20 protein-coding genes and 1 rRNA gene are annotated in these 25937 nt (G+C 73.5%); 5 read left to right on the forward strand and 16 right to left on the reverse strand.

Annotated features, from left to right (window positions below):
• Positions 1–61 precede the first annotated feature (61 nt).
• The 9 genes from rpmA to ACIA5A_RS14350 all read right to left on the reverse strand — a co-directional run bounded on the left by rpmA (position 62) and on the right by ACIA5A_RS14350 (position 11160).
• Positions 62–316, reverse strand: coding sequence for a 50S ribosomal protein L27 (rpmA, locus tag ACIA5A_RS14310; protein WP_088960747.1), 255 nt, complete (start codon positions 314–316; stop codon positions 62–64).
• An 11-nt stretch (positions 317–327) separates the two neighbouring features.
• Complete coding sequence (gene rplU / locus ACIA5A_RS14315) at positions 328–645, reverse strand: 50S ribosomal protein L21 (RefSeq protein WP_091072401.1); 318 nt, start codon at positions 643–645, stop codon at positions 328–330.
• A 188-nt stretch (positions 646–833) separates the two neighbouring features.
• On the reverse strand, positions 834–1304 hold the full coding sequence (locus ACIA5A_RS14320; RefSeq protein ID WP_396761153.1) for a hypothetical protein: 471 nt from the start codon (positions 1302–1304) through the stop codon (positions 834–836).
• Positions 1305–1422: 118 nt separating this feature from the next.
• Positions 1423–4584, reverse strand: a complete 3162-nt coding sequence (locus tag ACIA5A_RS14325) for an Rne/Rng family ribonuclease (RefSeq protein ID WP_396761156.1) — start codon at positions 4582–4584, stop codon at positions 1423–1425.
• A gap of 131 nt (positions 4585–4715) precedes the next feature.
• Complete coding sequence (locus ACIA5A_RS14330) at positions 4716–5435, reverse strand: TIGR03936 family radical SAM-associated protein (RefSeq protein ID WP_396761218.1); 720 nt, start codon at positions 5433–5435, stop codon at positions 4716–4718.
• A 224-nt stretch (positions 5436–5659) separates the two neighbouring features.
• Entirely contained in the window at positions 5660–7060 is a 1401-nt protein-coding gene (gene mycP, locus ACIA5A_RS14335; protein ID WP_396761159.1) for a type VII secretion-associated serine protease mycosin, read from the reverse strand.
• A gap of 10 nt (positions 7061–7070) precedes the next feature.
• The gene (locus ACIA5A_RS14340; protein WP_396761162.1) at positions 7071–8558 is read right to left on the reverse strand and encodes a hypothetical protein; all 1488 of its coding nucleotides are present in this window, start codon (positions 8556–8558) and stop codon (positions 7071–7073) included.
• 12 nt (positions 8559–8570) lie between these two features.
• Positions 8571–9008 (reverse strand): hypothetical protein, encoded by a 438-nt coding sequence (locus ACIA5A_RS14345; RefSeq protein WP_396761165.1) that lies wholly within the window; start codon positions 9006–9008, stop codon positions 8571–8573.
• A gap of 166 nt (positions 9009–9174) precedes the next feature.
• Positions 9175–11160 carry a TIGR03960 family B12-binding radical SAM protein gene (locus ACIA5A_RS14350; RefSeq protein ID WP_396761168.1) on the reverse strand — a complete coding sequence of 662 codons (1986 nt, stop codon included), beginning with the start codon at positions 11158–11160 and terminating at the stop codon, positions 9175–9177.
• Between the two features lie 211 nt (positions 11161–11371).
• Here ACIA5A_RS14350 and ACIA5A_RS14355 point away from each other — a divergent pair, with 211 nt between their 5' ends.
• Entirely contained in the window at positions 11372–13060 is a 1689-nt protein-coding gene (locus tag ACIA5A_RS14355) for a hypothetical protein (protein WP_396761171.1), read from the forward strand.
• A 9-nt stretch (positions 13061–13069) separates the two neighbouring features.
• Here the strand turns inward: ACIA5A_RS14355 and ACIA5A_RS14360 are convergent, their stop codons facing one another.
• Positions 13070–13750 carry a 1-acyl-sn-glycerol-3-phosphate acyltransferase gene (locus ACIA5A_RS14360; RefSeq protein WP_269690340.1) on the reverse strand — a complete coding sequence of 227 codons (681 nt, stop codon included), beginning with the start codon at positions 13748–13750 and terminating at the stop codon, positions 13070–13072.
• A gap of 153 nt (positions 13751–13903) precedes the next feature.
• Positions 13904–17050 carry an isoleucine--tRNA ligase gene (gene ileS / locus ACIA5A_RS14365; RefSeq protein ID WP_396761174.1) on the reverse strand — a complete coding sequence of 1049 codons (3147 nt, stop codon included), beginning with the start codon at positions 17048–17050 and terminating at the stop codon, positions 13904–13906.
• 422 nt (positions 17051–17472) lie between these two features.
• On the opposite strand from ileS, the gene ACIA5A_RS14370 reads away from it, so the two are divergent.
• Entirely contained in the window at positions 17473–17916 is a 444-nt protein-coding gene (locus ACIA5A_RS14370; RefSeq protein ID WP_396761177.1) for a carboxymuconolactone decarboxylase family protein, read from the forward strand.
• Positions 17913–18797: an RNA polymerase sigma-70 factor gene (locus ACIA5A_RS14375; RefSeq protein ID WP_396761180.1), complete on the forward strand. Its 885-nt coding sequence runs from the start codon at positions 17913–17915 to the stop codon at positions 18795–18797. The genes ACIA5A_RS14370 and ACIA5A_RS14375 overlap by 4 nt, the downstream gene beginning before the upstream one ends.
• A 52-nt stretch (positions 18798–18849) precedes the next feature.
• On the opposite strand, the gene ndk is transcribed toward ACIA5A_RS14375, so the two are convergent.
• Positions 18850–19275, reverse strand: a complete 426-nt coding sequence (gene ndk, locus ACIA5A_RS14380) for a nucleoside-diphosphate kinase (protein ID WP_278104076.1) — start codon at positions 19273–19275, stop codon at positions 18850–18852.
• Positions 19276–19419: 144 nt separating this feature from the next.
• On the opposite strand from ndk, the gene ACIA5A_RS14385 reads away from it, so the two are divergent.
• A complete protein-coding gene (locus tag ACIA5A_RS14385) occupies positions 19420–20676 on the forward strand; it encodes a VOC family protein (protein WP_396761183.1) in 1257 nt (418 codons plus the stop codon).
• Positions 20677–20687: 11 nt separating this feature from the next.
• Here ACIA5A_RS14385 and ACIA5A_RS14390 read toward each other — a convergent pair whose 3' ends face one another.
• The 3 genes from ACIA5A_RS14390 to ACIA5A_RS14400 are packed head-to-tail and all read right to left on the reverse strand — an operon-like array spanning position 20688 to position 25014.
• On the reverse strand, positions 20688–21062 hold the full coding sequence (locus tag ACIA5A_RS14390) for a DUF4233 domain-containing protein (protein WP_396761186.1): 375 nt from the start codon (positions 21060–21062) through the stop codon (positions 20688–20690).
• Positions 21059–22399 (reverse strand): bifunctional folylpolyglutamate synthase/dihydrofolate synthase, encoded by a 1341-nt coding sequence (locus tag ACIA5A_RS14395; protein WP_396761189.1) that lies wholly within the window; start codon positions 22397–22399, stop codon positions 21059–21061. The genes ACIA5A_RS14390 and ACIA5A_RS14395 overlap by 4 nt, the downstream gene beginning before the upstream one ends.
• Positions 22396–25014, reverse strand: coding sequence for a valine--tRNA ligase (locus ACIA5A_RS14400; protein WP_396761192.1), 2619 nt, complete (start codon positions 25012–25014; stop codon positions 22396–22398). Before ACIA5A_RS14400 ends, ACIA5A_RS14395 begins: the two co-directional genes overlap by 4 nt.
• Positions 25015–25084: 70 nt before the next feature.
• Here ACIA5A_RS14400 and ACIA5A_RS14405 point away from each other — a divergent pair, with 70 nt between their 5' ends.
• Positions 25085–25762: a hypothetical protein gene (locus ACIA5A_RS14405; protein ID WP_396761195.1), complete on the forward strand. Its 678-nt coding sequence runs from the start codon at positions 25085–25087 to the stop codon at positions 25760–25762.
• Positions 25763–25833: 71 nt separating this feature from the next.
• Here ACIA5A_RS14405 and rrf read toward each other — a convergent pair.
• A 5S ribosomal RNA gene (gene rrf / locus ACIA5A_RS14410) occupies positions 25834–25937 on the reverse strand; the annotation flags it as partial.

The raw sequence follows: 25937 nt of genomic DNA on the forward strand, positions 1-25937 counted from the left end.
CCGCACGTGGAAAGGCGAAGCGGGCCGGGACCCGAGGTCCGCGGCCCGCTTCGCCTTCGAACTACTGCTGCGGCACGATGCTGACGGTCTTGCGACCGCGCTTGGTGCCGAACTGGACCGCACCGGCCGACAGCGCGAACAGCGTGTCGTCGCCGCCACGGCCGACCAGGTCACCGGGGTGGAACTTGGTGCCACGCTGACGGATGAGGATCTCACCCGCGCTGACGACCTGACCACCGAAGCGCTTCACGCCGAGCCGCTGGGCCGCGGAGTCACGACCGTTGCGCGAGCTGGACGCACCCTTTTTGTGAGCCATTGGAGGACGACCTACTTCCCGCTGTTGGAGATGCCGGTCACCTTGATCTGGGTCAGCGGCTGCCGGTGACCCTGACGCTTGTGGTAGCCGGTCTTGTTCTTGAACTTGTGGATCCGGATCTTCGGGCCCTTGGTGTGCGCGGCGATCTCGCCGGACACCGCGACCTTGGCGAGCTTCGCCGCGTCGGTCACCAGGTCGTCACCGTCGACGAGGAGCACCGCGGTGAGCTTCACCGCGTCACCGGGGGCGCCGGTGAGCTTCTCGACCTCGATCACGTCGCCCTCGGCGACCTTGTACTGCTTGCCGCCGGTCTTGACGATCGCGTACATCGGAGGCGGACTCCCTGTCGTTGAGGCTGCTGACGTCTTCACCCACCGTCACCGGCGGGTCGTTCCCACGGCGTCTCGCCGGGAGCCGTGACACCGGCGGCGCGGGCACGCGGGAACTAGGCACACCAAAGTGCGCCGCAGGCAAGCGTACGCCATCAGGTGCCCGCCGCCCAAACCGGGCCCGCCGGTCAGGCCGGACAGAGCTGGTCCAGCCGCTGCTGGAGCCGGTCGAACTCCGTCTCGTCGATCGCCCGCACGTCGGTGCCGAGCTTGCCCACCTCGGTCGACAGGTCCGCCAGGAGGGTGCGCAGTCCGGGGTCGGTGGCCTTGCCCGACTGCTCCCGCAGCACGTCCCGCCAGCCCGCCAGCGCGGTCTCCGCGTCCCGCTGGGCGGCCTTCTCCGTGCTCCGGTCCCCGGTCGCGCCGGCCCGCAGCATCTCCGCCAGCTTCGCCACGTACGTCTGCACGGTCGCCGAGCCGGACTGCTTCGCCCGGGCGCAGACGCCCGCGTCGCCGGTGGCGGTCGGGGCCGGAGCGGGCGACGTGGCCGCCGGGGCCGGTGAGGCGAAGCCCACCGCGAACGGATCGTCGTTGCGGGCACAACCCGCCCCGGCCAGCAGCAGCCCGGCCAACGCGGTGACCGCGAACACCCGACGCATGTCTCCTCCCTCCGGGACGAGCCGACCCGACCGGGGGTAGACGGGAAACGGCAGGGCCCCTGCCCGGCACTCTGTTGCCGGAGCGGGGGCCCTGTCAAACGCCCCGCAGGTCAGCGGCTCACGGCCGGGTACGCCGCCGGGCGCCGCCGCGCCGGGACCGCCGCCGCGGGGTGCCACCGTCGCCGCCCTCGTCGTCGGCCTCGCCGTCACCGAGCGCGTCCGGGTCGTCGGCGGCGGCCAGCCGGGCCGAGTCGCCCTCCTGGCTGTCCACGACCGCCGGCGCGGCCGACGTGTCGGCGAACCGGGACAGGTCGTAACCCTGGGTGTCGTAGTAGTCGTCGTCCGGGGTCTGGACCACCTCGGCCACGGTCCGGGCCGGCTCGGCGGCGGCCGACGGCTCCGTCGCGGCCTCCGGGGCGGGCTTCTCCGCGGCGGCCTTGCGACCCCGGCGGCGGCCCTTCTCCTCGGCCGGCGCGACCGCCGAGGCGACCGCCTTGACCTTCTCCCCGGCGCCACCGGCGCGCGGCTTCTCCGGCACCGGCTCGGTGTGGATGACCACACCCCGGCCCTTGCAGCACTCGCAGGTCTCGCTGAACGCCTCCAGCAGGCCCGCGCCGATCCGCTTGCGGGTCATCTGCACCAGGCCGAGCGAGGTGATCTCGGTGACCTGGTGCTTGGTGCGGTCCCGGCCCAGGCACTCGGTGAGCCGGCGCAGCACCAGCTCCCGGTTCGACTCCAGCACCATGTCGATGAAGTCGATCACCACGATGCCGCCCAGGTCGCGCAGCCGGAGCTGGCGGACGATCTCCTCGGCCGCCTCCAGGTTGTTGCGGGTGACCGTCTCCTCCAGGTTGCCGCCGGAGCCGGTGTACTTGCCGGTGTTGACGTCGACGACGGTCATCGCCTCGGTCCGGTCGATCACCAGCGAGCCGCCCGAGGGCAGGAAGACCTTCCGGTCCAGCCCCTTGAGGATCTGCTCGTCGATCCGGTGCTCGGCGAACACGTCGCTGGTCCCGGCGTGCCGGCGCAGCCGCGCCACCAGGTCCGGCGACACGTGCGACAGGTACGACTCGACCACGTCGTACGCCGACTCGCCCTCGATCACCAGCTCGCGGAAGTCCTCGTTGAAGAGGTCCCGGACCACCCGGATGACCAGGTCCGGCTCCTCGTAGAGCAGCACCGGGGCGCCGCCGGCGGCCGCCTTGGCCTGGATGTCCTCCCACTGCGCCTGGAGCCGCTTGACGTCCCGGGCCAGCTCGTCCTCGCTGGCGCCCTCGGCCGCGGTCCGGACGATCACGCCGGCGCCGTCCGGCACCAGCTTCTTGAGGATGTCGCGCAACCGCTTGCGCTCGTTGTCCGGCAGCTTGCGGCTGATCCCGGAGGCGTTGCCGTTGGGCACGTAGACCAGGTGCCGGCCGGAGAGCGCGACGTGGCTGGTCAGCCGCGCGCCCTTGTGCCCGATCGGGTCCTTGGTGACCTGCACCAGCACCGCGTCGCCGGAGCGCAGCGCCTGCTCGATCGAGCGGGCCCGTCCCTCCAGCCCGGTGGCGTCCCAGTTGACCTCGCCGGCGTACAGCACGGCGTTGCGGCCGCGCCCGATGTCGACGAACGCCGCCTCCATGCTGGGCAGGACGTTCTGCACCTTGCCCAGGTAGACGTTGCCGGCCATGGTGCCGGACGAGTTGCGGGTCACGTAGTGCTCGACGAGCACGCCGTCCTCGAGCACCGCGATCTGGGTGCGGTCGCCGCGCTGGCGCACCACCATCGTCCGGTCGACCGCCTCGCGGCGGGCCAGGAACTCCGACTCGCTCAGGATCGGCGGCCGGGTACGCCGCTGCTCCCGGCCGTCCCGGCGGCGCTGCCGCTTGGCCTCCAGCCGGGTCGACCCCGAGACGCCCTGCACCTCGTCGACAGCCTTGCGCGGCTCACGGATCTTGACGACGGTGGGCACGCCGTCCTCGGCGGTGGTCTCCGCCTCCCCCGCGCCCCGGCGGCGCCGGCGACGGCGGCGACGGGTCATCCCCTCGCCCTCGGTGTCCTCGTCCTCGGCGGTCTCCTCGGCCTCGGCGTCGGCGGTCTCCGCCGTACCGGACTCCTCGTCCTCGGCGTCGTCGGCCCCGCCCTTGCCGCGACCCCGGCCCCGGCGACCGCGACGCCGCCGCCGCCGGCCCTCGGCCGTCTCGTCGTCCTCGTCGGTCTCGGTCTCCTCGGCCTCGGCGGCCGGCTCCTCCTCGACCGTCTCGACCTCGGCCTCGACCGGCTCCGGCTCGCGACGGCCACGACGACGGCGGCGACCGGTCTCGGCCGGCTCCTCCGCGGTCTCCTCGGCCACCGGGTAGGTGACCCGGACGTCCGGGGCCTCCTCCGGCTGCGGGGGCATGAACAGGACGGTCGGCGCGGAGAGCGCGGCCCGCCGGCGGCGGCCGGTGGTCGGCCGCTCCTCGGCCGCCGGCTCGTCCGCGGCGCCCGGCACCGCGGCGCCCGTGGACACCGCGCCGGAGGCGTCGGCCAACCCACCGGCCCGGGCCAGGTCGGCCTCGTCGGTGTGCCGCGGGGCGGCGTCCTCGCCCCCGGCGGTACGCCGACGGGTGCGCCGCGTCGGCGCGGCGACCTCGGCCGGGGTGGGCTCGTCGACGGCGTCCTCGCCCACCGCGTCGGGGTTCTCGTCCTCGTCCTCGTCGAGCGGCGCGCGCCCCTCGGCGATCTCGCCGGCGCCGCCGGGCACCGAGACCGGCCCGTCGACCACGGCGTCCGAGCGCGACGCGGCGGACGGCTCCACCGCCGGCCCGTCGAGCACGGCGTCGGCGCGCGGCTCCACCGCCGGCCCGGCCGCCTCGGCGGGGGCCTCGGTCGGCGACTCGGCGACCGCCTCGGCAGCGGGCGGCGTGGCCTTGCGGCGGCGGGTCCGGGTCACCTTGACCGGCGGCACCACCTCGTCCGAGGTGGCCTCCACCCCGGCGACGGCCACCGGCTCCTCGACCGCCTTCGCCGGGGTCGCCTTGCGACGCCGGCGGGTGGTCTTCGGCGCGGTGTCCAACTCCCCCGCCACCGGTGCGAACACCTCGGCCTGCGGCGACTCGCCGCTGCCGGTCGCCACGGCGGGCGCCTCGACCGGCGCGTCGGTCTGCTCCGGCTGGTTGAGCGGCGCGGCCTTGCGGCGGGTGGCCCGCTTGCGGGCCGGTGGCTTCGCCTCGGCGGTGCCGGCGGTGCTGTCGGCGGCGGTCGCGTCGGCCGGCTCCGCGCCGGTCCGTTCGCCGCCCTCGGGCTCGTTCTCGAGCATGGACGTTCTCCAGTTCTGGCTGCCCCGGGCGCGGTTGAGCGCTGCCACGCAGGGTTGCCGCAAAGGTGTTTCCGCCGGGCGCGCGGGAGCGCGACCGCCGAAGTCTGCCTGCCAGAGCGCTGACCGTCCGGTCAGTGCCCTCCGATGGCTGCCCCGTCGCGATCCGCGTCCAACGGATCGACGATCTCGCCCTGCGCGGTCAGCGTGCCCTGCGCCAGCCGGATCACCTTCGGGGTGACCGGCGGCTCCAGGTCGGCCACCACGCGGAGGCCGGAAAGGACGTCATCGGGTCGTACGGACGGGGTGACCTGCCGCACGACCAGTTCGAGTATCGCACACGGTACGGCCGCCGCTTGGGAAGGCGTCTCAGCCGGCGCCGCCGCATCGATGGCCATCACGGCGCTGCGGGTGTCGAAGGTGCGCCGACCCTGCTTGGTCATCCGCTCGACCTGGATCTCCTCGGCGGCCGTGAAGGCCGCCACGGCCGCCCGCAGCACCTCCGGGTCGACCTCGGGCAGCTCGATGCGCCAGCGCGACGCCTCGATCCGGTCGGCCAGGCTGCCGCCGGTGGCCTGGACCGCGTCGAGCACGTCGAGCCCCGGCGAGAGCGCGGCGTCCAGGGCCGCCCGGAGCTGCTCCGGGTCGACCGGCTCACGCAGGCCGATCTCCAGGTACTCGGCCTCGCTGGCCACGCCGGTCGGCGCCGCCGAGGCGTACGAAATCTTGGGGTGTGGGGTGAAACCCTGGGAGAAGGCGATCGGCACGCCGGCCCGGCGCAGCGCGCGCTCGAAGGCCCGGGCGAAGTCCCGGTGCGAGGTGAACCGCAGCGGCCCACGCTTGGCGTACCGGATGCGGACCCGCTGGACGACGGGTGCCTGGCCGCCCTCGGGTTGAGGCTTTCTGGCGATCGTGAGCTCCTCGGATGTGCCTGCGTGTCCGACCCATCCTGGCGCAGCCACGGCCACGGCCCGCGACCGGGGGCGGGCGGTCCGGCCGGTGCACGCGGGTGACCACGAGGTCGGCGGCGGAGTCGATCTCCGCGCGACCCGCCGATCCCGTGATCGACCGCTGGTGGTCAGGGACGCTCGTCGCCCGACGGGTTCCGGGGCCCGGGTGGTGGCGCGTAGGGGCCGGTGCCGGGCGCGGGGGGCGGATAACCGCCCGGTCCCGGCCGGGGGTATGAGCCCGGCCGGGGGTATGAGCCCGGCTGGGGGTACGAGCCCGGCGGGGCGTGGCCGGCCGGGACCGGCGGGCCGTGCCCGTCGGCGTCCATCCGGTCGAGCACCTCGTCCGGGATGTCGCCGGCCCGAGCCAGCTCGCGGCGGTGCCGGCGCCGGTTCCAGACCAGGAACCCCACCAACGCCAGCAGCACCACCAGCGCCACCGCGATCCCGATGCCGACCACCATCACCTGCTGGTCGGTCGGGCCGCCCCGGTCGCCGTACTTGGTCACGTCGAAGTTGTCGTCCTCGCCGGCGGCGGCCGCCGGCGCGGACGTGCCCGGCGCGGCGGTGGCGCCGCCGAGCAGCGGGTTCGCCGACACCGACGGGACGTCGGCGGTGAGCGCCGCCACCGGGTCGATCCGACCGAAGCCGTAGCGGGAGTCGCGGCCGGGCGGCCCGGCGTCCCGGGCGGTGCGGATGATCCGGTTGATCACGTCGGGCGCGGAGAGCTTCGGGTACTTCGAGCGGATCAGCGCCGCGACGCCGGACACGATGGCACTGGAGTCGGAGGTGCCGTCGCCCCAGCCGTAACCCCGGTTCCGGCCGATGTTGTAGACCTCGTCCGCCGGCGCGGAGACCACCGCCTCCGGGCCCTGCGCCGAGCCGCTCCAGAAGCCACCGCCCCGGCTGGTGCCGGTCACCGCGATCACTCCGGGAAACTTGGCGGGCGCGGCGATGTCCGGGCCGAGCTGCCGGACGTTTCCGGCGCCGGCCACCACGACCACGTCGCGTTCCAGCGCGTATCGAACGGCGGCCACCTCGCCCTCGTCGACGGCGCCCGTGCCGCCGTAGGACAGGTTGATCACCTTGGCGCCGCCGTCGACTGCCATCCGGATGCCGGTCGCGGAATCCTGCACGGTGAACGAGTCGCCGGGCGGCTTCCGGATCGGCAGGATCCGAGCGTCCGGCGCGATGCCCTCCACTCCGGCGCCGTTGGCCGCGATGATCCCGGCCATGTGGGTGCCGTGGCCGTCCGGGTCGCGCCGGCCGTCGCCGGTGTCCCGGGTGCTGGCCCCGCGCAGCACCCGGCCGCGCAGGTCCGGGTGGTCGGCCTCGACGCCGGTGTCCACCAGCCCCACCACGACACCCCGACCGGTGGAGATCTGGTGTGCCCGGTCGATCCGCAGCTCGTCCAGGTACCACTGCTCGGCCCGGCGCGGCGCGGCGACCGCCGGCTGCGCGGCCCCCAGCACCGTCAGACCGGCCACCAGCCCGGCCACCACCGGCCGGAGCGCACCGACGTACACCCTCATCCGTCCGTCCTCATCGCAGGATGCCCGGGGACCCAGCGTCACCGGAACCCCACGGATCGTCGTCCTCAGTCAACCACGACGAGTGCTCGCCACCGCCGCCGCCGTGCCCGGCGCCGCCGTGGCCGCCCATCATGCCGCCGCCCGCCATCCCGGCGCCGGCCATCCCGCCACGGGCGCCACCGGCGCCCGCACCGCCCGCGCCGGTGGCGCCGCGCACCGCGTTGGCCGCGCTGGTCAGCGGCGGGACCTTGCCGTTGCCGCCGCCCACCATGCCGGGCAGCGCGCCCACGCCCATCCCGCCGGCCGCGCCGAGACCGCCGCCACCGATTCCGCCGGCGGAGCCGAGGCCGGCCCCGCCGCCGCCGAAACCGCCGCCCGCGCCGGCCGTGCCCAGCCCGCCGGCACCGCCGCCGAAGCCGCTGCCCGGCCCGCCGGCCGTGATGGTGCCCGGCCCGCCGGCGCCGGCCAGGCCGGTGCCGTAGTCGTGGCCGCCGGAGCCCGGGTAGCCGCTGCCCGAGCCGGGCCCGCCGCCGGTGACCGGCGGGACGTACGAGCCGGGGCCGCCGGACCCGCCACCGCCGAAGTCGCCGCCGTCGAGGGTCGGCGGGGGCGTGAACGAGCCGCCGCCACCCCCGCCACCACCGCCGCCGATCCCGGTGCTGCCGAGCGAGGGCATCTTGCCCCCGCCGCCACCACCACCGCCCCCGCCACCGCCCGGCAGGCTGGTGTCCGGCAGGCCGGAGGGCGGGGTACGGGTGTCCGGGCGGAAGTCGTCGACGCTGGTGTTCGGTCGCGGCACCGCCAGCTTGGGGCGCTCGGTCTCCACCGCCGTGGGCAGCGGCGACATCGCCGTGTTGGCCGCCTGCTGGTTGTCCCGGTACCAGTTGTCCAGATGCGACTTGGTGTCCCACCAGCCGCCACGCTTCTGGTCGCTGGCGTTGCCGTCGACCTTCATGGTCGCCTCGAGGTCGTCGGCCTTGTCGCGGAACGCGCCGTCGGCGTACAGCTCCGGGTGCTGCCCGTAGTCGCGGCGCAGCGAGGCGAGGAAGCCCGACTGGCTCTCCCCGTCGCGGGCGTCGTCCAGCTCGGTGCCGCCGGGCAGGCTCCACTCGTTCCAGCCGAAGTCGTCCATCAACGGGATCGGGATGCTGGCGACCGCGGTGCGGATGTCGCCCTCGATCCGCGACAGCGCCCCGCTGACGCCGCTGGCGTGCGTGATCAGCTCCTCGATGTCCTTGCCGATGCCGCCCAGGTGCTCGCGGTAGGCGTCCCCGCCGCTGCCCTTCCAGCCGGCCAGCAGGCCGGGCAGGCCGCCGCTGTGCGGGCGCTCCTGGCCGGGCGCGATCGGGCCGACGAACGAGCGCCCGACGAGCGAGTCGCGCAGGTAGCCCAGCGCGGTGGAGAGGTTGCTCCAGCCCGCGCCCACCGACCCGACGGTCTCCGGGTCGGCCGACAGCGTGACCTCACGCACCGCGCGCTCCCAGGTGCCTCCAGCCATGACCGTCTCCCCTCAGGCCGTGTACGGGTAGGTGGGCTGCTGCCCGGCCTCCGGCGGCGGCGCCGCGGACTCCAGCAGCCGCTCGATCTGCTTGCCGTTGGCGGCGTTGCGGGCCTCCGCGTCGCGGAACGCCTTCGCGATGTCCTCGGTGCCCTGCTTGAGGCCGGCCAACCTCCGGGAGATCTCCTTCAGGTGGGCCTCCATGTTGGCCGTGGACGTGGTCAGCGCCGCCCACTGCATCCGGGCGTCCTCGTACGCGCCGAACGGGGTGCCGTTCGGCACCGCCTGCGCGTTGGCGCTGTCGCCCTTCATCCGCTCCTTGATGCGTTCCATCTCGTAGCCGATGGTGTCGTCGACGTACTGCTTGAGGCGCTCGACGTATTCCGCGGCGGCGTCCAGGTCCTCGACGCTGACGTGCAGATCGCCGGTGTCCGGCGGCTTGATGCCCATGCTGTCCTCCCCGCTGCCGGCCCGAGGGCCGGTCCAATACGGACGCAGCGTATCGAGGAAGCTCCAGTCGGGGCACCCCCGCCCCGGCGGGCGGGACGGTCGGCGGGAAACGCGACGGAGCGCGGGAACCGTCCGGTTCCCGCGCTCCGTCGGACGTGGTGCGCGCTCAGCCCTGGGCGGCGGCGGGCTGCTTCAACCCGCCGACCGGCGTCAGCGGCAGCAGCTTGCGGCCGGTCGGGCCGATCTGGATCTCGGTGTCCATGGACGGGCAGACGCCGCAGTCGAAGCAGGGCGTCCAGCGGCAGTCGTCCTGCTCGTACTCCGACAGCGAGTCCTGCCAGTCCTGCCAGAGCCAGTCCTTGTCCAGGCCGGAGTCGAGGTGGTCCCAGGGCAGGACCTCCAACTCCTCGCGCTCGCGAGTGGTGTACCAGTCGAGGTCCACCCCGTACGCCGGCAGCGTCTCGGCGGCGGCCTCCACCCAGCGCTGGTAGGAGAAGTGCTCGCTCCAGCCGTCGAACCGGCCGCCGTTCTCCCAGACCTTGCGGATCACCGCGCCGACCCGGCGGTCACCCCGGGACAGCAGGCCCTCGATCAGCGACGGCTCGCCGTCGTGGTAGCGGAAGCCGATCGCCCGGCCCAGCGAACGGTCGCTGTTGATCGCCTGCTTGAGCAGCTTGAGCCGGTTGTCGATGACCTCGGGGGTGGCCATCGAGGCCCACTGGAACGGGGTGTGCGGCTTGGGCACGAACCCGCCGATGGAGACCGTGCAGCGGATGTCCTTGGACCCGGTGGCCGCCCGGCCGGCCCGGATCACCTCGTGCGCCATGTCGGCGATCTCCAGGACGTCGGAGTCGGTCTCGGTGGGCAGGCCGCACATGAAGTAGAGCTTCACCTGCCGCCAGCCGTTGGAGTATGCGGTGACGACGGTGCGGATGAGGTCTTCCTTCGACACCATCTTGTTGATCACCTTGCGGATCCGCTCCGAGCCGCCCTCCGGGGCGAACGTCAGACCGGTCCGCCGCCCGTTGCGGGACAGCTCCTGGGCGAGGTCGATGTTGAACGCGTCCACCCGGGTCGACGGCAGCGACAGCGAGACGTTGGTGCCCGCGTACTGCTCGGCCAGGCCGGAGCACATGTCGCCGATCTCGGAGTGGTCGGCCGACGACAGCGACAGCAGGCCCACCTCGTGGAAGCCGGAGAACTCCAGGCCCTGCTGCACCATCTGGCCGACGGTGGTGATCGAGCGCTCCCGCACCGGACGGGTGATCATGCCGGCCTGGCAGAACCGGCAGCCGCGCGTGCAGCCCCGGAAGATCTCCACCGCGTACCGCTCGTGGACCGTCTCGGCGAGCGGGACCAGGGGCTTCTTCGGGTACGGCCAGGCGTCCAGGTCCATGGTCGTGCGCTTGTGCACCCGGAACGGCACGTCCGCCCGGTTGGGCACGACCCGCTGGATCCGGCCGTCGGGCAGGTAGTCGACGTCGTAGAAGCGCGGCACGTAGACGCTCTCGGTGCGGGCGAGCCGCAGCAGCAGCTCGTCCCGGCCACCGGGCGAGCCCTCGGCCTTCCACTCCCGGACGATGGCGGTGATCTCCAGCACCGCCTCCTCGCCGTCACCGAGCACCGCGGCGTCGACGAAGTCGGCGATCGGCTCCGGGTTGAACGCGGCGTGCCCGCCGGCCACGATCACCGGGTCGGCGTCGGTGCGGTCGGCGGCGAGCAGCGGAATGCCGGCCAGGTCGATCGCGGTGAGCAGGTTGGTGTAGCCCAGCTCGGTGGAGAACGAGACGCCGAACACGTCGAAGTCGCGCACCGGGCGGTGCGCGTCGACGGTGAACTGCGGCACGCCGTGCTCGCGCATCAGGCGCTCCAGGTCCGGCCAGACCGCGTACGTCCGCTCGGCGAGCACGTCGGGCAGCTCGTTGAGCACCTCGTAGAGGATCTGCACGCCCTGGTTCGGCAGGCCCACCTCGTAGGCGTCCGGATACATCAGCGCCCACCGGACGGTGGCGGCGTCCCAGTCCTTGACGACCGCGCCCAGCTCGCCACCCACGTACTGGATGGGCTTGGTCACCTGGGGCAGCAACGGCTCCAGCCGGGGCCACACCGAGTTGGCGGCGGGAGGACGTGGGGTCGTGGACGGGGCACTCATGATGCCCAAGGGTACGCGGTGCCCCGGCTGCCCCTGCCCCACCGGCACCATTCCCGCGCCACGTCGCCGACGACCAAGGAGTCGACGCCTCGAACCGCGCCCCCGGCCGACGCCAACTCCTTGATCATCCGGCCGGGTGGGGCGGTCGGGATTCGGCGGGGGTGGCGGGGCGGTACTAACCTCGCAACGGGCGCGAGAGGAGATTGCCGCGATGTCGCAGCCGCAGCCGGGGGCGGACCGGCCGGCCGAGGGTGCCGAGGAGCGGGCCGTCGCCGAGCCGACGCCGCCCGCGCCGAAGCCCGTCGACGCCGAGGGCTCCGGCCAGCCGGTCGACGCCACGCCGCAGCCTGTCGACGGCGAGGGGTCCGGCCAGCCGGTCGACGCCACGCCGCAGCCTGTCGACGGCGAGGGCTCCGACGTGCCGGTCGACGCCACCGCGCCGGCGGAGACGGGCGACGCCCGCCCCGAGCCGCCGGACGCCCGGCCGGAGACCGCGACGGCCACCCCGGGCGAGACCGGAGCGACCCCGCCGGGCCCGGCCGGAACACCCGCCCCGGAGACCGCTGACGAGCCGTCCGACGCCGACGACACCCCGCCCGTGCCGGCCGTTCGGGCCCGGGGCTCGGCCGCCGTGTCCGGCCGCGCGACGCCGGTCCCGAACCCCGCCCGGGTCGGGCACACGCCGGACCCCACCCGGGTCGAGGACGCGCCGCACTCCGCCCGGGCCGAGGACGCGCCGGACCGGATGAAGATCGAGCACGGACCGGACCGGACGAAGATCGAGCACGCGCCGGACCGGACGAAGGTCGAGGGCGGCCCGAACCCGCCGAATCCCACCCGGGTCGACGACGCGCCGCGGTGGAGCGGCTCGGCCGCGGTCCCGCCGCCGCCGTCGCGCCGGCGTTCCTGGGGCGAGTCGGCCGAGCCCACGCCGGTGCCGCCGGCCGGTTCCCCCGAGCACGCCACCCCGGTCGACCCGTGGGCGGGCGTGGACACCACCGGCTGGGACCTGCACTCCGTCGAGCTTCCGGCGCTGCCGCCGACGATGCCCTACACCGCGCCGTGGCCGGCTCACCCGGCGTCACCGCCCGCCGCCCGACCGGTGTCGCCACCCGCGCAGACCCCGCCGTACCCGACCCCACCGCCCGCGCGGACCCCGCCCTACCCGGCCCCACCGGCCGCCCGGCCGGTGTCACCGCCGTATCCGGGCCCGCCGGCCAGCCGCCCGGTGTCCCCACCGCCGAAGCAGGCCCGGCCGCCGAAGCAGCGCCGGGGCCGGCCCGCGCCGCCGGCCGCGCCGCCGCTGGGATGGCAGGCTCCCAAGGGGTACGTGCCGGTGCCGGTCCGCCGTCGGCGGCGCTGGCCCTGGGTGCTGCTGCTCAGCGTGGCGTGCTGCTGCGGCGTACCGCTCTGGTGGATCCAGCCGCTGTCCAGCCAGTACCCGGCCAGCGCCACCCTCCCGGACCAGCTCGACTCGATGCGGCTGCGCCAGGACCAGGGCAGCCAGTCGACGGCCGAGGACCTGAAGAGCGGGATACGCCAGGCGGACTGGCTCGCCGAGGACACGTTCGCCGGCATCTACGGCACGGACGACGGCAAGCGGGTGACGCTCTTCGGCAGCACCGGCTTCCGTTTCACCCCGGAGTCCGACGCCGAGGCCGAGCTGAAGCGGCTCACCGACGACTACGCGTTGCAACCCTCGGTGACCGTGGACACCGGCGTACGCGGCCGGTACGAGCGCTGCGCGGTGGGCCGCGCGGACGGCGACGCGGTGGTGGTGTGCACCTCGGTGGACCACGGCAGCCTCGCGACCGGCGTGTTCACCCGGCTGTCGGTGGACGACAGCGGTCGACTGCTGAACGACCTGCGCCAGCAGGTGGTGGTCCCGAAGCAGTCCTGAGCGGGCCGGTCAGGCCGGCGGCTCCTCGCTGCGCTTCGGGGCGTAGCGGGGCACGTACTCCTGGCCGGTGAGCTTCTGGATCTCGGCCATCAGCTCGTCGGTCATGGCCCGCAGCGACGACCGGTCGTCGGGCCGGCCGGTGAAGTCCAGCGGCTTGCCGAACTTGATGGTGATCTTCGCCCGGCCCGGTCGGGGCACCCGGGTCCCGATCGGCTGGGCCTTGTCGGTGCCGGTCACGCCGACCGGGATGATCGGGACGCCGGCGGCGACCGCCAGCCGGGTCGCGCCGGTGCGGCCACGGTAGAGCCGCCCGTCCGGCGACCGGGTGCCCTCCGGGTAGACGGCGACCAGGTCACCGGCCTTGAGCACGGGGATCGCGGCGTCGAACGCGGACAGCGCCGCCCGCCCGCCGCCCCGCTCGACCGGGATGGCGCCCAGCCCGGTGAGCACGAACTTGGAGAAGCCGCCCTTGACCCCGGTGCCGTTGAAGTATTCCGACTTGGCCCAGAACGCCAGGTGCCGCGGGACCACGGTGCCGAGCAGCAGCTCGTCGGCGACGGAGAGGTGGTTGCCCGCGAAGATCGCGCCGCCGGTCGCCGGGATGTGCTCCAACCCCTCCGCGTGCGGCCGGAAGGCCAACCGGAGCGCGGGCGCCACGGTGAGCTTGCCGATGGTGTAGAGCAGGGGCACGGGTCCTCCGGCGGTCGTACGCGAAACAGGCGCTGTCACGGTAGCCGACGCCGCCACCGGAGGCCGAGCGGGTGGCCCGCAGTCCACCCGCTCGGTACGCCCGGTCAAGCGGGGGCCCCTCCTCTACCGAATGCGTTAAGAAGGGGCCCCGCCTTACACCCGGCGGACGGCGACCACCACGCGCTCGCCGTCGCCGGCCTCGCCGGCGAAACCGTCGAGGCCCTCGGTGAAGTCGATGCTCTCCGCCAGCACCTCCCGCGCCACGAAGTCACGGAACGCGGCGACCGCCGCGCGCACCTCCTCGGAGGCCGAGACCGCCACCGTGATCCGGTCCGAGACGTCCAGGTCGGCGTCCCGTCGGGCCTGCTGCACCACCCGGACCACGTCCCGCGCCAGCCCTTCGGCGGCCAGTTCCGGGGTGACCTCGGTGTCCAGCACGACCACGCCCTCGCCGCCGGGCAGCGGCGCGGAGTGCTCGGCGTCGGCGGCGATGAGGCGCAGCTCGTACTCGCCCTCGGCCAGGGTGACCCCGGCGGCGACCGGGGCGCCGTCGACGAGCTCCCACTCCCCCGCCCTGACCGCCTTGATCACCTGCTGGACCGCCTTGCCGACGCGCGGGCCGAGCGCCCGCGGCACCACGGTCAGCACCTGCTGGCAGTAGCTCTCCACGTCGCCGGCGAGCACGACCTCCTTCACGTTCACCTCGTCGGCGACCAGGTCGGCGAACGGCCGGAGCTGGTCGGCCACCGGCGACGCCACGGTCAGCTTCGCCAGCGGCAGCCGGACCCGCAGGCCCTTCGCCTTGCGCAGCGACAGCGCGGCCGAGGCGACCGCCCGGACGTTGTCCATCGCGGAGACCAACTCGTGGTCGGCCGGGAACTCCTCGGCGGCCGGCCAGTCGGTCAGGTGCACCGACCGCTCACCGGTCAGCCCGCGCCAGATCTCCTCGGCGGTCAGCGGCGCCAGCGGCGCCACCACCCGGCAGAGCGTCTCCAGCACGGTCCAGAGCGTGTCGAACGCGTCCGCGTCGCCGGCCCAGAACCGGTCCCGCGAGCGGCGCACGTACCAGTTGGTCAGCGCGTCCAGGTAGGACCGGACGGTCGCGCAGGCGCCGGAGATGTCGTACGCGTCCATCTGCGCGCCGACGGTCGCCACCAGCTCGTTCGTCTTCGCCAGCACGTACCTGTCGAGGACGTTCGTCGAGTCGGTGCGCCGACGCGCGGTGTAGCCGTCCGCGTTGGCGTAGAGCGTGAAGAAGTACCAGACGTTCCACAGCGGCAGCAGCACCTGGCGCACCGCGTCCCGGATCAGCGTCTCGGTGACCGCCATGTCGCCGCCACGCAGCACCGGCGAGGACATCAGCATCCACCGCATCGCGTCCGACCCGTAGGAGTCGAAGACGTGGTAGACGTCCGGATAGTTCTTCAGGCTCTTGGACATCTTGCGCCCGTCCGAGCCGAGCAGGATGCCGTGGCTCAGGCAGTTGCGGAACGCCGGCCTGTCGAACAGCGCGGTGGCCAGCACGTGCATGGTGTAGAACCAGCCGCGGGTCTGCCCGATGTACTCGACGATAAAGTCACCCGGGTAGTGGTGCTCGAACCAGTCGCGGTTCTCGAACGGGTAGTGCACCTGGGCGAACGGCATCGAGCCAGACTCGAACCAGCAGTCCAGCACCTCCGGCACCCGGCGCATCATCGCCTTGCCCGTCGGGTCGTCCGGGTTGGGGCGGACCAGGTCGTCCACCGCCGGCCGGTGCAGGTCGGTCAGGCGTACGCCGAAGTCCCGCTCGATCTCGTCGAGCGACCCGTAGACGTCGATCCGCGGGTGGTTCGGGTCGTCGGAGCGCCACACCGGGATCGGCGAGCCCCAGAACCGGTTCCGGCTGATCGACCAGTCCCGCGCGTTGGCCAGCCACTTGCCGAACGAGCCGTCCTTGATGTGCCCCGGCGTCCAGTTGATCTCCTGGTTCAGCTCGACCATCCGGTCCCGGAACTGCGTCACCGCGACGAACCACGACGACACCGCCTTGTAGACCAGCGGGGTGTCGCAGCGCCAGCAGTGCGGGTACGAGTGCGTGTAGACGTCCTGCCGCAGCACCACCCCCCGCTCCTTCAGCTCCCGGATCACCGGCTTGTTCACGTCGAAGACCTGCTCGCCCTGGTACGGCGGGACCAGCGCGGTGAACCGGGTGTGGTCGTCCACGGTGACCACGGTCGGGATGCCTGCCGCGTTGCAGGTGTTCTGGTCGTCCTCGCCGAACGCGGGCGCCAGGTGGACGATCCCGGTGCCGTCCTCGGTGGTCACGAACTCCGCGCCGAGCACCTGGTAGGCGTTCGGCCCGGCCGGCTCGACCAGGAAGTCGTAGAGCGGCGTGTAGCGGCGCCCGACCAGGTCCCGGCCGTGCACGGTGCCGACCTGCTCGTACCCCTCCAGCTCCTTGGCGTACGCGCCGAGGCGCGCCGCGCCGACCACGTACCGCTCGCCGTCGCGGTCCAGCACCGCGTACTCGATGTCCGGGCCGACGGCGAGCGCCAGGTTCGACGGCAGCGTCCACGGCGTGGTGGTCCAGACGCCCAGCCTGACCGGCCCGCGCAGCGGCTCCGGCGCGCTCTCGTCCGCGGTCAGCTCGAACCACACGGTGAGTGTCGGGTCGTGCCGGTCCCGGTAGACGTCGTCCATCCGGGTCTCGGTGTTGGACAGCGGGGTCTCGCACCGCCAGCAGTAGGCCAGCACCCGGAAGCCCTCGTAGACCAGGCCCTTGTCGTGCAGGGTCTTGAAGGCCCACATGACGCTTTCCATGTAGTCCAGGTCGAGCGTCTTGTAGTCGTTGGCGAAGTCGACCCAGCGGGCCTGCCGGGTGACGTAGCGCTCCCAGTCCTGGGTGAACTCCAGCACGCTGGCGCGGCAGGCGTCGTTGAACCGGGCCACGCCGAGGTCGAGGATCTCCGCCTTGGTGGTGATGCCGAGCTGCTTCTCGGCCACCACCTCGGCCGGCAGCCCGTGGCAGTCCCAGCCGAACCGCCGCTCCACGTGCCGCCCGCGCATGGTCTGGTAGCGCGGCACCACGTCCTTGACGTAGCCGGTGAAGAGGTGGCCGTAGTGCGGCAGGCCGTTGGCGAACGGCGGGCCGTCGTAGAAGACGTACTCGTTCTTGCCGTCGTCTCCGGCGGGGCGGGCTTCCAGGCTCGCCTCGAAGGTCTTGTCGGCGGTCCAGTGCTCCAGCACCCCGCGCTCGACCGCGGGCAGGTCCGGGCTCGCCGGGACGCCGGCGCCGGTCGGGTCGTGCAACGGATAGGCCATCGGGTGTCGCTCTCCTCGCGCAGCTCACTCGTCGGTGGGTCTGCGAGGACGAACCGTCCGGGGGTACGCCTCGACGGCGCTCCCGGGTGGTCCGCGGTACCACCCCGCTTGACGGTCAGGATCGACCGCCCGCTCGTTGGTCGGCTGTGACGGGCCGTCCCGTCCGGTTCTACTGGGCCGGTTGCCCGGCCGTTCTTCCGGAGGCTCACCGGTGATGGCCGGGTCGTCGCCTGTGCGTCCAAGCTTACCCGCCCCACCCCCCGCCCCGCCTTCGAGTAAGGCGGGGCCCCCGGTTAACGCCTCCGGTAGAGGAGGGGGCCCCGCTTAACACCTCGCATGACCGGTGTCACACCGTCGCGCCGTCACGCCGGACGGGTGCTGATCCGTCGTGCGGGTGAACCGACGACACGAGGGAGGCGGCGATGAGCCGGATCAACATGATGGCGGTGGCCCCGGAGGCGTACCGCCTGGTGAGCGGGTTGGAGACCTACATCCGGGGCAACCTGGACCACACCGTGCTGAAGCTGGTGAAGATCCGCGCGTCGATGATCAACGGCTGCGCGTTCTGCGTGGACATGCACACCCGCGAGGCGCTGGCGGCCGAGGAGGACAGCCGGCGGCTCTTCGTCCTCGCCGCCTGGCGGGAGGCCCCGTCGTTCTTCGACGAGCGGGAGCGCGCCGCGCTGGCGCTGACCGACGCGGTCACCCGGCTCGGCGAGCACGGCGTGCCCGACGAGGTGTGGGACGCCGCCGCGAAGGTCTGGTCGGAGAAGGAGCTGGCCGACCTCGTCGTCGCGATCGCGACAATCAACGTGTGGAACCGGATCGTGGTCAGCAGCCGGACCCAGCCACCGCGCGAGGTGTGACCTCCACCGGCGCGGCGGAGGCGGCCGGTGCGCTCACCGCGCACCGGCCGATGCTGCTCGGGCTGGCCTACCGGCTGCTGGGCAGCCTGCACGACGCCGAGGACGTGCTCCAGGAGGCGTACCTGCGCTGGCTCGACGTCGACCGGGGGGCGGTGGCCGAGCCACGCCGCTACCTGTCGCGGGTGGTGACCCGGCTGGCGCTGGACCGGCTGCGCGCCCGCCGGGCCGACCGGGAGACGTACGTCGGGCCGTGGCTGCCCGAGCCGGTGCCCACCGAGGAGTCGCCGTTCGGCCCGCTGGAGACCGCCGAGCTGCGGGAGACCGTCTCCACCGCCCTGCTGCACCTGATGGAACGGCTCACCCCGCCGGAGCGGGCGGTCTACGTGCTGCACACCGCATTCGCGCTGCCGTACGCGGAGATCGGCGACATCCTGGACCGGTCGGCGGCGGACTGCCGGCAACTGCACCACCGCGCGACGGCCCGGCTCGCCGGGGACCGGCGGCGCTTCACCGCCGGCCCGGCCGAGCAGCGCCGGCTGCTCGACGCCTTCCTCGCCGCCGCCCGCGACGGCGACCTGGTCCGGCTGACCGAGCTGGTCGCGACCGACGCCACCGCGTGGTCCGACGGCGGCGGGCGAATCCGCGCGGCGCGCAGACCGGTGTACGGCGCGGACCGGATCGCCCGTTTCTTCGCCGGCGTCTACCACCGTCGCCGCCCCGGCGTCCGGGCCGTTCCGGTGGAACTCAACGGTGCGCCGGCGTTGCTGCTGACCTGGCCGTCCGGGGTCCGGTACACCCTCGGTGTAGCGGCCGCCGACGGCCGGATCACCAGCCTCTACCTGGTCGGCAACCCGGACAAGCTGACCCGGGTCGGCCGCTGAACGGACGGCGGCCCCGGTCCCACGCGGGGAGCCGGGGCCCTCGGGAGGTCGGTCAGCCCAGCTCGGGGAACCAGAGAGCGATCTCGCGCTTGGCGCTGTCCGTCGAGTCGGAGGCGTGCACCAGGTTCTCCCGGTTCGACAGGGACAGGTCGCCGCGGATGGTCCCGGCGGCGGCCTTGCGGCCGTCGGTGCTGCCGATCATGCCCCGGACCACCTCGATCACCTGGTCGCCGGAGAGCACCAGCGCCACCAGCGGGCCGCCGGTCATGAACGTCTTCAGCGGCGGGTAGAACGGCTTGTCGACGTGCTCGGCGTAGTGCTGGTCGGCGAAGTCGCCGTCCATGGTCCGGCTCACCAGCGCGTCGATCCGCAGGCCCTTGCGCTCGAAACGGGACAGGATCTCGCCCACCAGACCACGGCGCACCGCGTCGGGCTTGATCAGTACGAGCGTCCGCTCGTCCGGGCTGCTGCTGGACACGCTGGCTTCCTCCTGTGCACTCAAACCGGGTCGGCTGGGTACGGTCAGCGTAGCGACCCGGTCCCGGCGCCGGCGCGGCGGCTGCGTCTTCCCTGGCCCGCCGCGGCGGCCTAGCCTGACCATGGAACCCCTGGGAGGTCCACTGTGGCGAATGGCGGGAACCGCACCATCGCGCCGGTGCGCAAGCTGATCGGCGCGGTGCTGGGCACCGTGGCCGCGTTCGTGACCCTGTTCGGCCTGGGGATGACGAGCTGGGCGATCGTGGCGCTCGGCGTCGCGTTGCTGGTGCTGGCGATCGCCCTGGCCACGGTCCGGGGCGGGGGCCGCACCTGGGTGGTCGGCCTGGGGCACGTGCACAGCGCCTCCGAACCGCCCACCCAGTACGCTTTCGGGCGCTGCGAGCTGCAACTGGTGATCGACGCGCCGGGGCTGCCGCCCCGCTCCAAGAAGATCATCGAGCCGCGGGTGCCGGTCGCCAAGTGGCCCTCGTTGGGCCAGGCGCTGCCGGTCCGGGTGGCCCTGGACGACCAGCGCCACGTCCGGGTCCTCTGGGACGAGGTGCCCACCCACGCCGAGAACTCCGCCCCGGTCGCCGACCTCCCGCCGGAGTACGCCGACGCCGACCCGTTCGACGAGACGCTGATCGCGCAGGAGGCCCCGCCGTGGGCCGGCCGCGCCCCGGAGGACGACTTCCTCCGCGACGACTACCCGCCCGCGCCGGACCCACTGCGGGACGACCTCCCGCCCCGGCCGGAGGACCGCGAGCCGGTGGTGATGCGCCAGCGGCCCGGCGGCCCGGTCGTGCTGGAGGGGCAACTGGTCGAGCCGACGCCGGCGGGCCCGCTCCCCCGGCGCGCGCCGGCGCCCCGCCCGCCGGCCGAGGAACGGGCCGACGACACGACGGTGGCGGTGGACTCGATCGACGTTCCGCTGGACGCCCCGGAGCGGGACGCCCCGCCCACCCCGGAGGAGCTGGACGAGGCCATCTTCGGTCCGTCCGGCGCCGCCGAGCCGGACGACCTGGGCAGCCCGATCAGCGGGGTCGGCATCACGCTGCTCGTCACCGACCTGGACCGGTCCCTGGCCTTCTACCGGGAGCTGGGCTTCGACGAGCTGGACCGGGGCGAGGGCAACGCGGTGCTCGGCTCGGGGCCGACCCGGCTGGTGCTGCGCCGGGTGACCGGCGCCGCCCCGATCAGCCGCCGCCTGGTGCACGTCAACCTGGAGGTGGACGACATCCAGGCGGCCTACGAGCGGCTGCGCGAGTCCGGCGTCCGGTTCACCTACGCCCCCCGGGTGGTCAACCGGGGCACCAAGCTGGAGGTGTGGGCGGCCGCCTTCCGCGACCCGGACGGTCACGGGGTGGCGCTGACCCAATGGCGCTCGCTCGCCGACGCCTGACCCGGGAAGGCTCAGCCGAGGATCACCCGGCGCACGTGCCACGCGTACGCCCACACCAGCGAGAAGATCACGCCGAGCACCAGCAGCGACCAGTGCAGCAGCCCGGAGAGCAGCAGCAGCCCCTGCACCACGGTCCCGGCGTGCCACGCCCAGCTCCGGCGCATCATTCCGGCCAGCACCACGCAGGCCACCGCCAACGCGACGATCGCGCCGATCGCGGCGCCGCTCAGGTCGCCGCCGACCACCCGGATCGGCTGGATGGCCAGCAGCAGCACCAGCGCCTCCAGCGAGAGCGTGCCGGCACCCAGACCGCGTACCGCCTTGTCGGGGTTGCGCAGCCCGGAGCGGCGCGGGCCGCCCGGCTGCTCCGGCGAAGGGCCGGTCATCGCTTGAGCAGCCGGCGGGCGTCGGCCACGGTCACCACCGAACCGGTGATCAGCACGCCCACGCCGGCCAGCTCACCCGGCACGTCGGCCTCGGCCTCGGCCACCGCCGCCTCGATCGCGTCCGGCATCTCGCGGGCCACCTGCACCCGCTCCGACCCGAAGATCTCCCGGGCCAGCTCGGCCAGCTCGTCGACGGGCATCGCCCGGGGCGAGCTGTTCTCCGCGACCACTATCGAGTCGAGCACCGGTTCGAGCAGTTCGAGCAGGCCGGCCGCGTCCTTGTCGCCGAGCACGGCCAGCACGCCGACGAGCTTGCTGAACGCGAACTCCTCCTGCACCGCGGTCACCGTGGCGGCCATCCCGTGCGGGTTGTGCGCGCCGTCGAGCAGCACCGTCGGGGCGGTGCGTACCCGCTCCAGCCGGCCCGGCGAGCTGGTCGCGGCGAAGCCCTCCCGGACCGCCTCGATGTCGAGCTGCCGCCGCGCGCCCGCACCGAGGAACGCCTCCACCGCGGCCAGCGCCACGGCCGCGTTCTGCGCCTGGTGCGCGCCGTGCAGCGGGATGAAGATCTCCTCGTACACCCCGCCCAGGCCCTGGATGGTGAGCACCTGGCCGCCGACGGCGACCGCCCGGCGCATCACCCCGAACTCGGCGCCCTCGCGGGCGACGGTGGCGTTGACCTCGGCGCAGCGTTCCAGGATCGGCCGGGCGGCGTCCTCCTCCTGCGCCGCCGCGATCACGGTGGCCCCGGGGTGGATGATGCCCGCCTTGTGCAGCGCGATGTCCTCGATGGTGTCGCCGAGCCACTCGGTGTGGTCCAGCCCGATCGGGGTGATCACGGCGACGCCGGCCTGGATCACGTTCGTCGCGTCCTCCGCGCCGCCCAGCCCGACCTCCACCACCGCGACGTCGACCGGGGCGTCGGCGAACGTGGCGAACGCCAGCGCCGTGGTCAGGTCGAAGTAGGTGAGCGGCTCGGCGGACCGCTGGTCGACCAACTCGGCCAGCGGCGCGATCTCCCGGTACGTCGACACGAACCGCTCCTCGCTCACCGGTTCGCCGTCCAGGCTGATCCGCTCCCGGACGGTCTCCAGGTGCGGGCTGGTGTAGCGGCCGGTGTGCAGCCCGAACGCCCGCAGCAGCGAGTCGATCATCCGGGCCGTCGAGGTCTTGCCGTTGGTGCCGGTCAGGTGGATCGACGGGTAGGCCCGCTGCGGGCTGCCCAGCAGGTCGAGCAGGCTCTCGATCTTCTCCAGGTCGAAGCGGATCCGGGTGAAGCCGCGCGCGGCGAGCGCGGCCTCCACCTCGGCGAACGCCGGATCGGTGCGGTCACTCATGAGGGCAGCCCCTCCAGGGCGGCGTCGATCCGGACCAGATCCGCCTCGGCCACCGCCAGCCGCTCCCGGATCTTCGCCACCACCGGCTCGGGCGCCTTGCCGACGAACGCCGGATTGTCCAGCTTCGCCCGCGCCTGGGTGGCCTCCTTCTCGGCGGCCGCCCGGTCCTTGGTGAGCCGGGCCCGCTCGGCCGCCACGTCGATGGCGCCGCGGGTGTCCAGCGTGACGCTCACCGCACCGGGCATGGCGAGCGTGGCGCCGGCCTGGAAGTCGTCGCCGGGGGCGTCGAGCCGGGCCAGCGAGCGGACCAGCGGCTCGTGCGCGGCGATGCCGGCGCCGGCCAGGCCGTCGAGCCGGGCGGCGACCCGCTGGGTCGGCCGCAGTCCCTGGTCGGAGCGGAACCGCCGGACCTCGGTCACCACCCGCTGCACCGTGGCGACCTCACCCTCCGCGGCGTCGTCGACTCCGGTACGGTCGGCGACCGGCCAGGCCGCCGTCAGCACCGTCTCGCCGCCGGTCAGCGCGGCCCACAGCTCGTCGGTCACGAACGGGATCACCGGGTGCAGCAGCCGCAGGAGCTGGTCCAGCACGTGACCCAACACCCGCCGGGTGGCGTCGGCCGCCGGGCCGCCCTCGGCGAGCACCGGCTTGCTCAGCTCCACGTACCAGTCGCAGACGTCGTCCCAGGCGAAGTGGTAGAGCAGGTCGCACACCTTGGCGAACTCGTACGTCTCGAACTGCTCGTCCACCTCGGCGGTGACGTGCGCGAGGCGGGACAGGATCCACCTGTCGACGGTCGACAGGGTGTCGGCGGCCGGCAGCGGACCGTCGGTGTGCGCGCCGTTGAGCAGCGCGAACCGGGTGGCGTTCCACAGCTTGTTGCAGAAGTTGCGGGAGCCCTGGCACCACTCCTCGCTGACCGGCACGTCCTGGCCGGGGTTGGCGCCGCGGGCCAGCGTGAAGCGGGTGGCGTCGGCGCCGAACCGGTCGATCCAGTCCAGCGGGTCCACCACGTTGCCGAAGGACTTCGACATCTTCTTGCCGTGCTCGTCGCGCACCATGCCGTGCAGGGCCACCACGTCGAACGGCTGGACGCCGTCCATGGCGTACAGGCCGAACATCATCATCCGGGCGACCCAGAAGAACAGGATGTCGTAGCCGGTGACGAGCACGCTCGTCGGATAGAACTTCGCCAGGTCCGGGGTCCGCTCCGGCCAGCCCAGCGTGGAGAACGGCCAGAGGCCGCTGGAGAACCAGGTGTCCAGCACGTCCTCGTCCTGCCGCCAGCCCTCGCCGGTCGGCGGCGCCTCGTCCGGGCCGACGCAGACGATCTCGCCGGCCGGGCCGTACCAGACCGGGATGCGGTGGCCCCACCAGAGCTGGCGGGAGATGCACCAGTCGTGCATGTTGTCGACCCAGGCGAAGTAACGCTTGGCCAACTCGGCCGGCTCGATCGTCACCCGGCCGTCGCGCACCGCGTCACCCGCGGCCTTGGCCAGCGGACCGGTGTTGACGAACCACTGGAGCGACAGCCGCGGCTCGACGGTCGTCTTGCACCGCGAGCAGTGCCCGACCGCGTGCAGGTAGGGCCGCTTCTCGGCGACGACGCGGCCCTGCTCGCGCAGCGCCGCCACGATGGCCGGGCGGGCCTCGTAGCGGTCCAGGCCCTCGAACGGCCCGGGCGCGGTGATCACGCCGCGCTCGTCCATGATCGTCAGCGACGGCAGGTCGTGCCGCTGGCCGATCTCGAAGTCGTTCGGGTCGTGGGCCGGGGTCACCTTGACCATGCCGGTGCCGAAGCTCGGGTCGACGTGTTCGTCGGCGACGATCGGGATCCGCCGGTCGGTGAGCGGCAGTGCCACCTCGGTGCCGATCAGGTGCCGGTAGCGCTCGTCGTCCGGGTGCACCGCGACGGCGGTGTCGCCGAGCATGGTCTCGGCCCTGGTGGTGGCGACCACCACCTCGTCGCCGTAGCGGATCGAGATCAGCTCACCCTCGTCGTCGGTGTGCTCGACCTCGATGTCGGAGAGCGCGGTGAGACAGCGCGGGCACCAGTTGATGATCCGGTTGGCCCGGTAGATCAGGCCGTCGTCGAAGAGCTTCTTGAACATGGTCTGCACGGCCCGGGAGAGGCCCGCGTCCATGGTGAAACGCTCGCGGTCCCAGTCGACGGCGTCGCCGAGCCGGCGCATCTGGCCGAGGATCGCGCCGCCGGACTCGGCCTTCCACTGCCAGACCCGCTCGACGAACTTCTCCCGGCCCAGGTCGTGGCGGGACAGGCCCTCGCCGGCGAGCTGCCGCTCGACCAGGTTCTGGGTGGCGATGCCGGCGTGGTCCATGCCGGGCAGCCACAGGGCCTCGAAGCCCTGCATCTTCTTGCGCCGGGTGAGCGCGTCCATCAGCGTGTGCTCGAACGCGTGGCCCATGTGCAGCGACCCGGTGACGTTCGGCGGCGGGATGACGATGGTGAAGGGTGGCTTGTCGCTGTCGGCCGACGCCCGGAAGTGCCCGCCGGCTACCCACTGCTCGTACCGTCGCTGCTCTACCTCGCCGGGCTGGTACTGGCCGGCAAGGGTCGGGGCGTCGGGGCGTCGGGCATCCAGTCTCTCGGTCACCTGGGAAAGTCTACGGAGCGCTTTCGGGGACCCGACGTGCGCCACCGGTGATTCGCGTACGGTGGCGGACATGTCCGACGCGCATCTCTTCGAGCGTCCGGTCGACGGGGGTCACGGTCCGGTCGAGTTGACCGACGAGCCGATCAGACTGAGCCGCCGCGATCCCGCGCTGGAGCCCGAACGGCGGCCCGTCTCGCGGCGCCGGAAGATCGTGCTGGCCGCCGCCCTGGCGGTCGGTCTCGCCGGCGCCGGCGCGCTCGGCATCGCCGGCTGGCGGGTCTTCGAGCAGAAGGACACGCGGCTCACCACGCCGGCCGGGGTGGCCGGGCTCACCCGCGACGACAGCGACCGGGCCCGCAGCACCGCCGAGTACCTGCGCGACGGGTTCGCCGCCGACATCGACCTGGACCGCAGCTTCGGCACGGTCTACAGCGATCCGGCGGACGCGAAGCGGTCGGTGCTGCTGTTCGGCGGCACCACGCTGCTCTGGCAGCCGGAACGCGACCTGGACACCCTGTTCGACCTGATGGCGGACGAGACCGGCAAGGTGGCCGGCCTCCGCGAGGTCGACGCGGGCCGCCTGGGCGGGGTGATGAAGTGCGGGCGGACCAGCGGCGACGGCGGCGACTTCGCGGTCTGCGGGTGGGCCGACCACGGCAGTGTGGCGATGGGCATGTTCCCGGGCCGTCCGGTCGGCGACGCGGCGACCCTGTTCCGGCAGATCCGCGAGGGCGTCCAGCGCCGCTGAGCCACTTCCCCGGAAACGGGGGGAAACGCAATGAGGGCCACCCCGTCGGGGGTGGCCCTCATTGAAAGATTGTCCGGCGGTGTCCTACTCTCCCACACCCTCCCGAGTGCAGTACCATCGGCGCTGGAGGGCTTAGCTTCCGGGTTCGGAATGTTACCGGGCGTTTCCCCTCCGC

The organism is Micromonospora sp. NPDC051300, from assembly GCF_044455315.1.
Lineage (GTDB): Bacteria > Actinomycetota > Actinomycetes > Mycobacteriales > Micromonosporaceae > Micromonospora > Micromonospora robiginosa.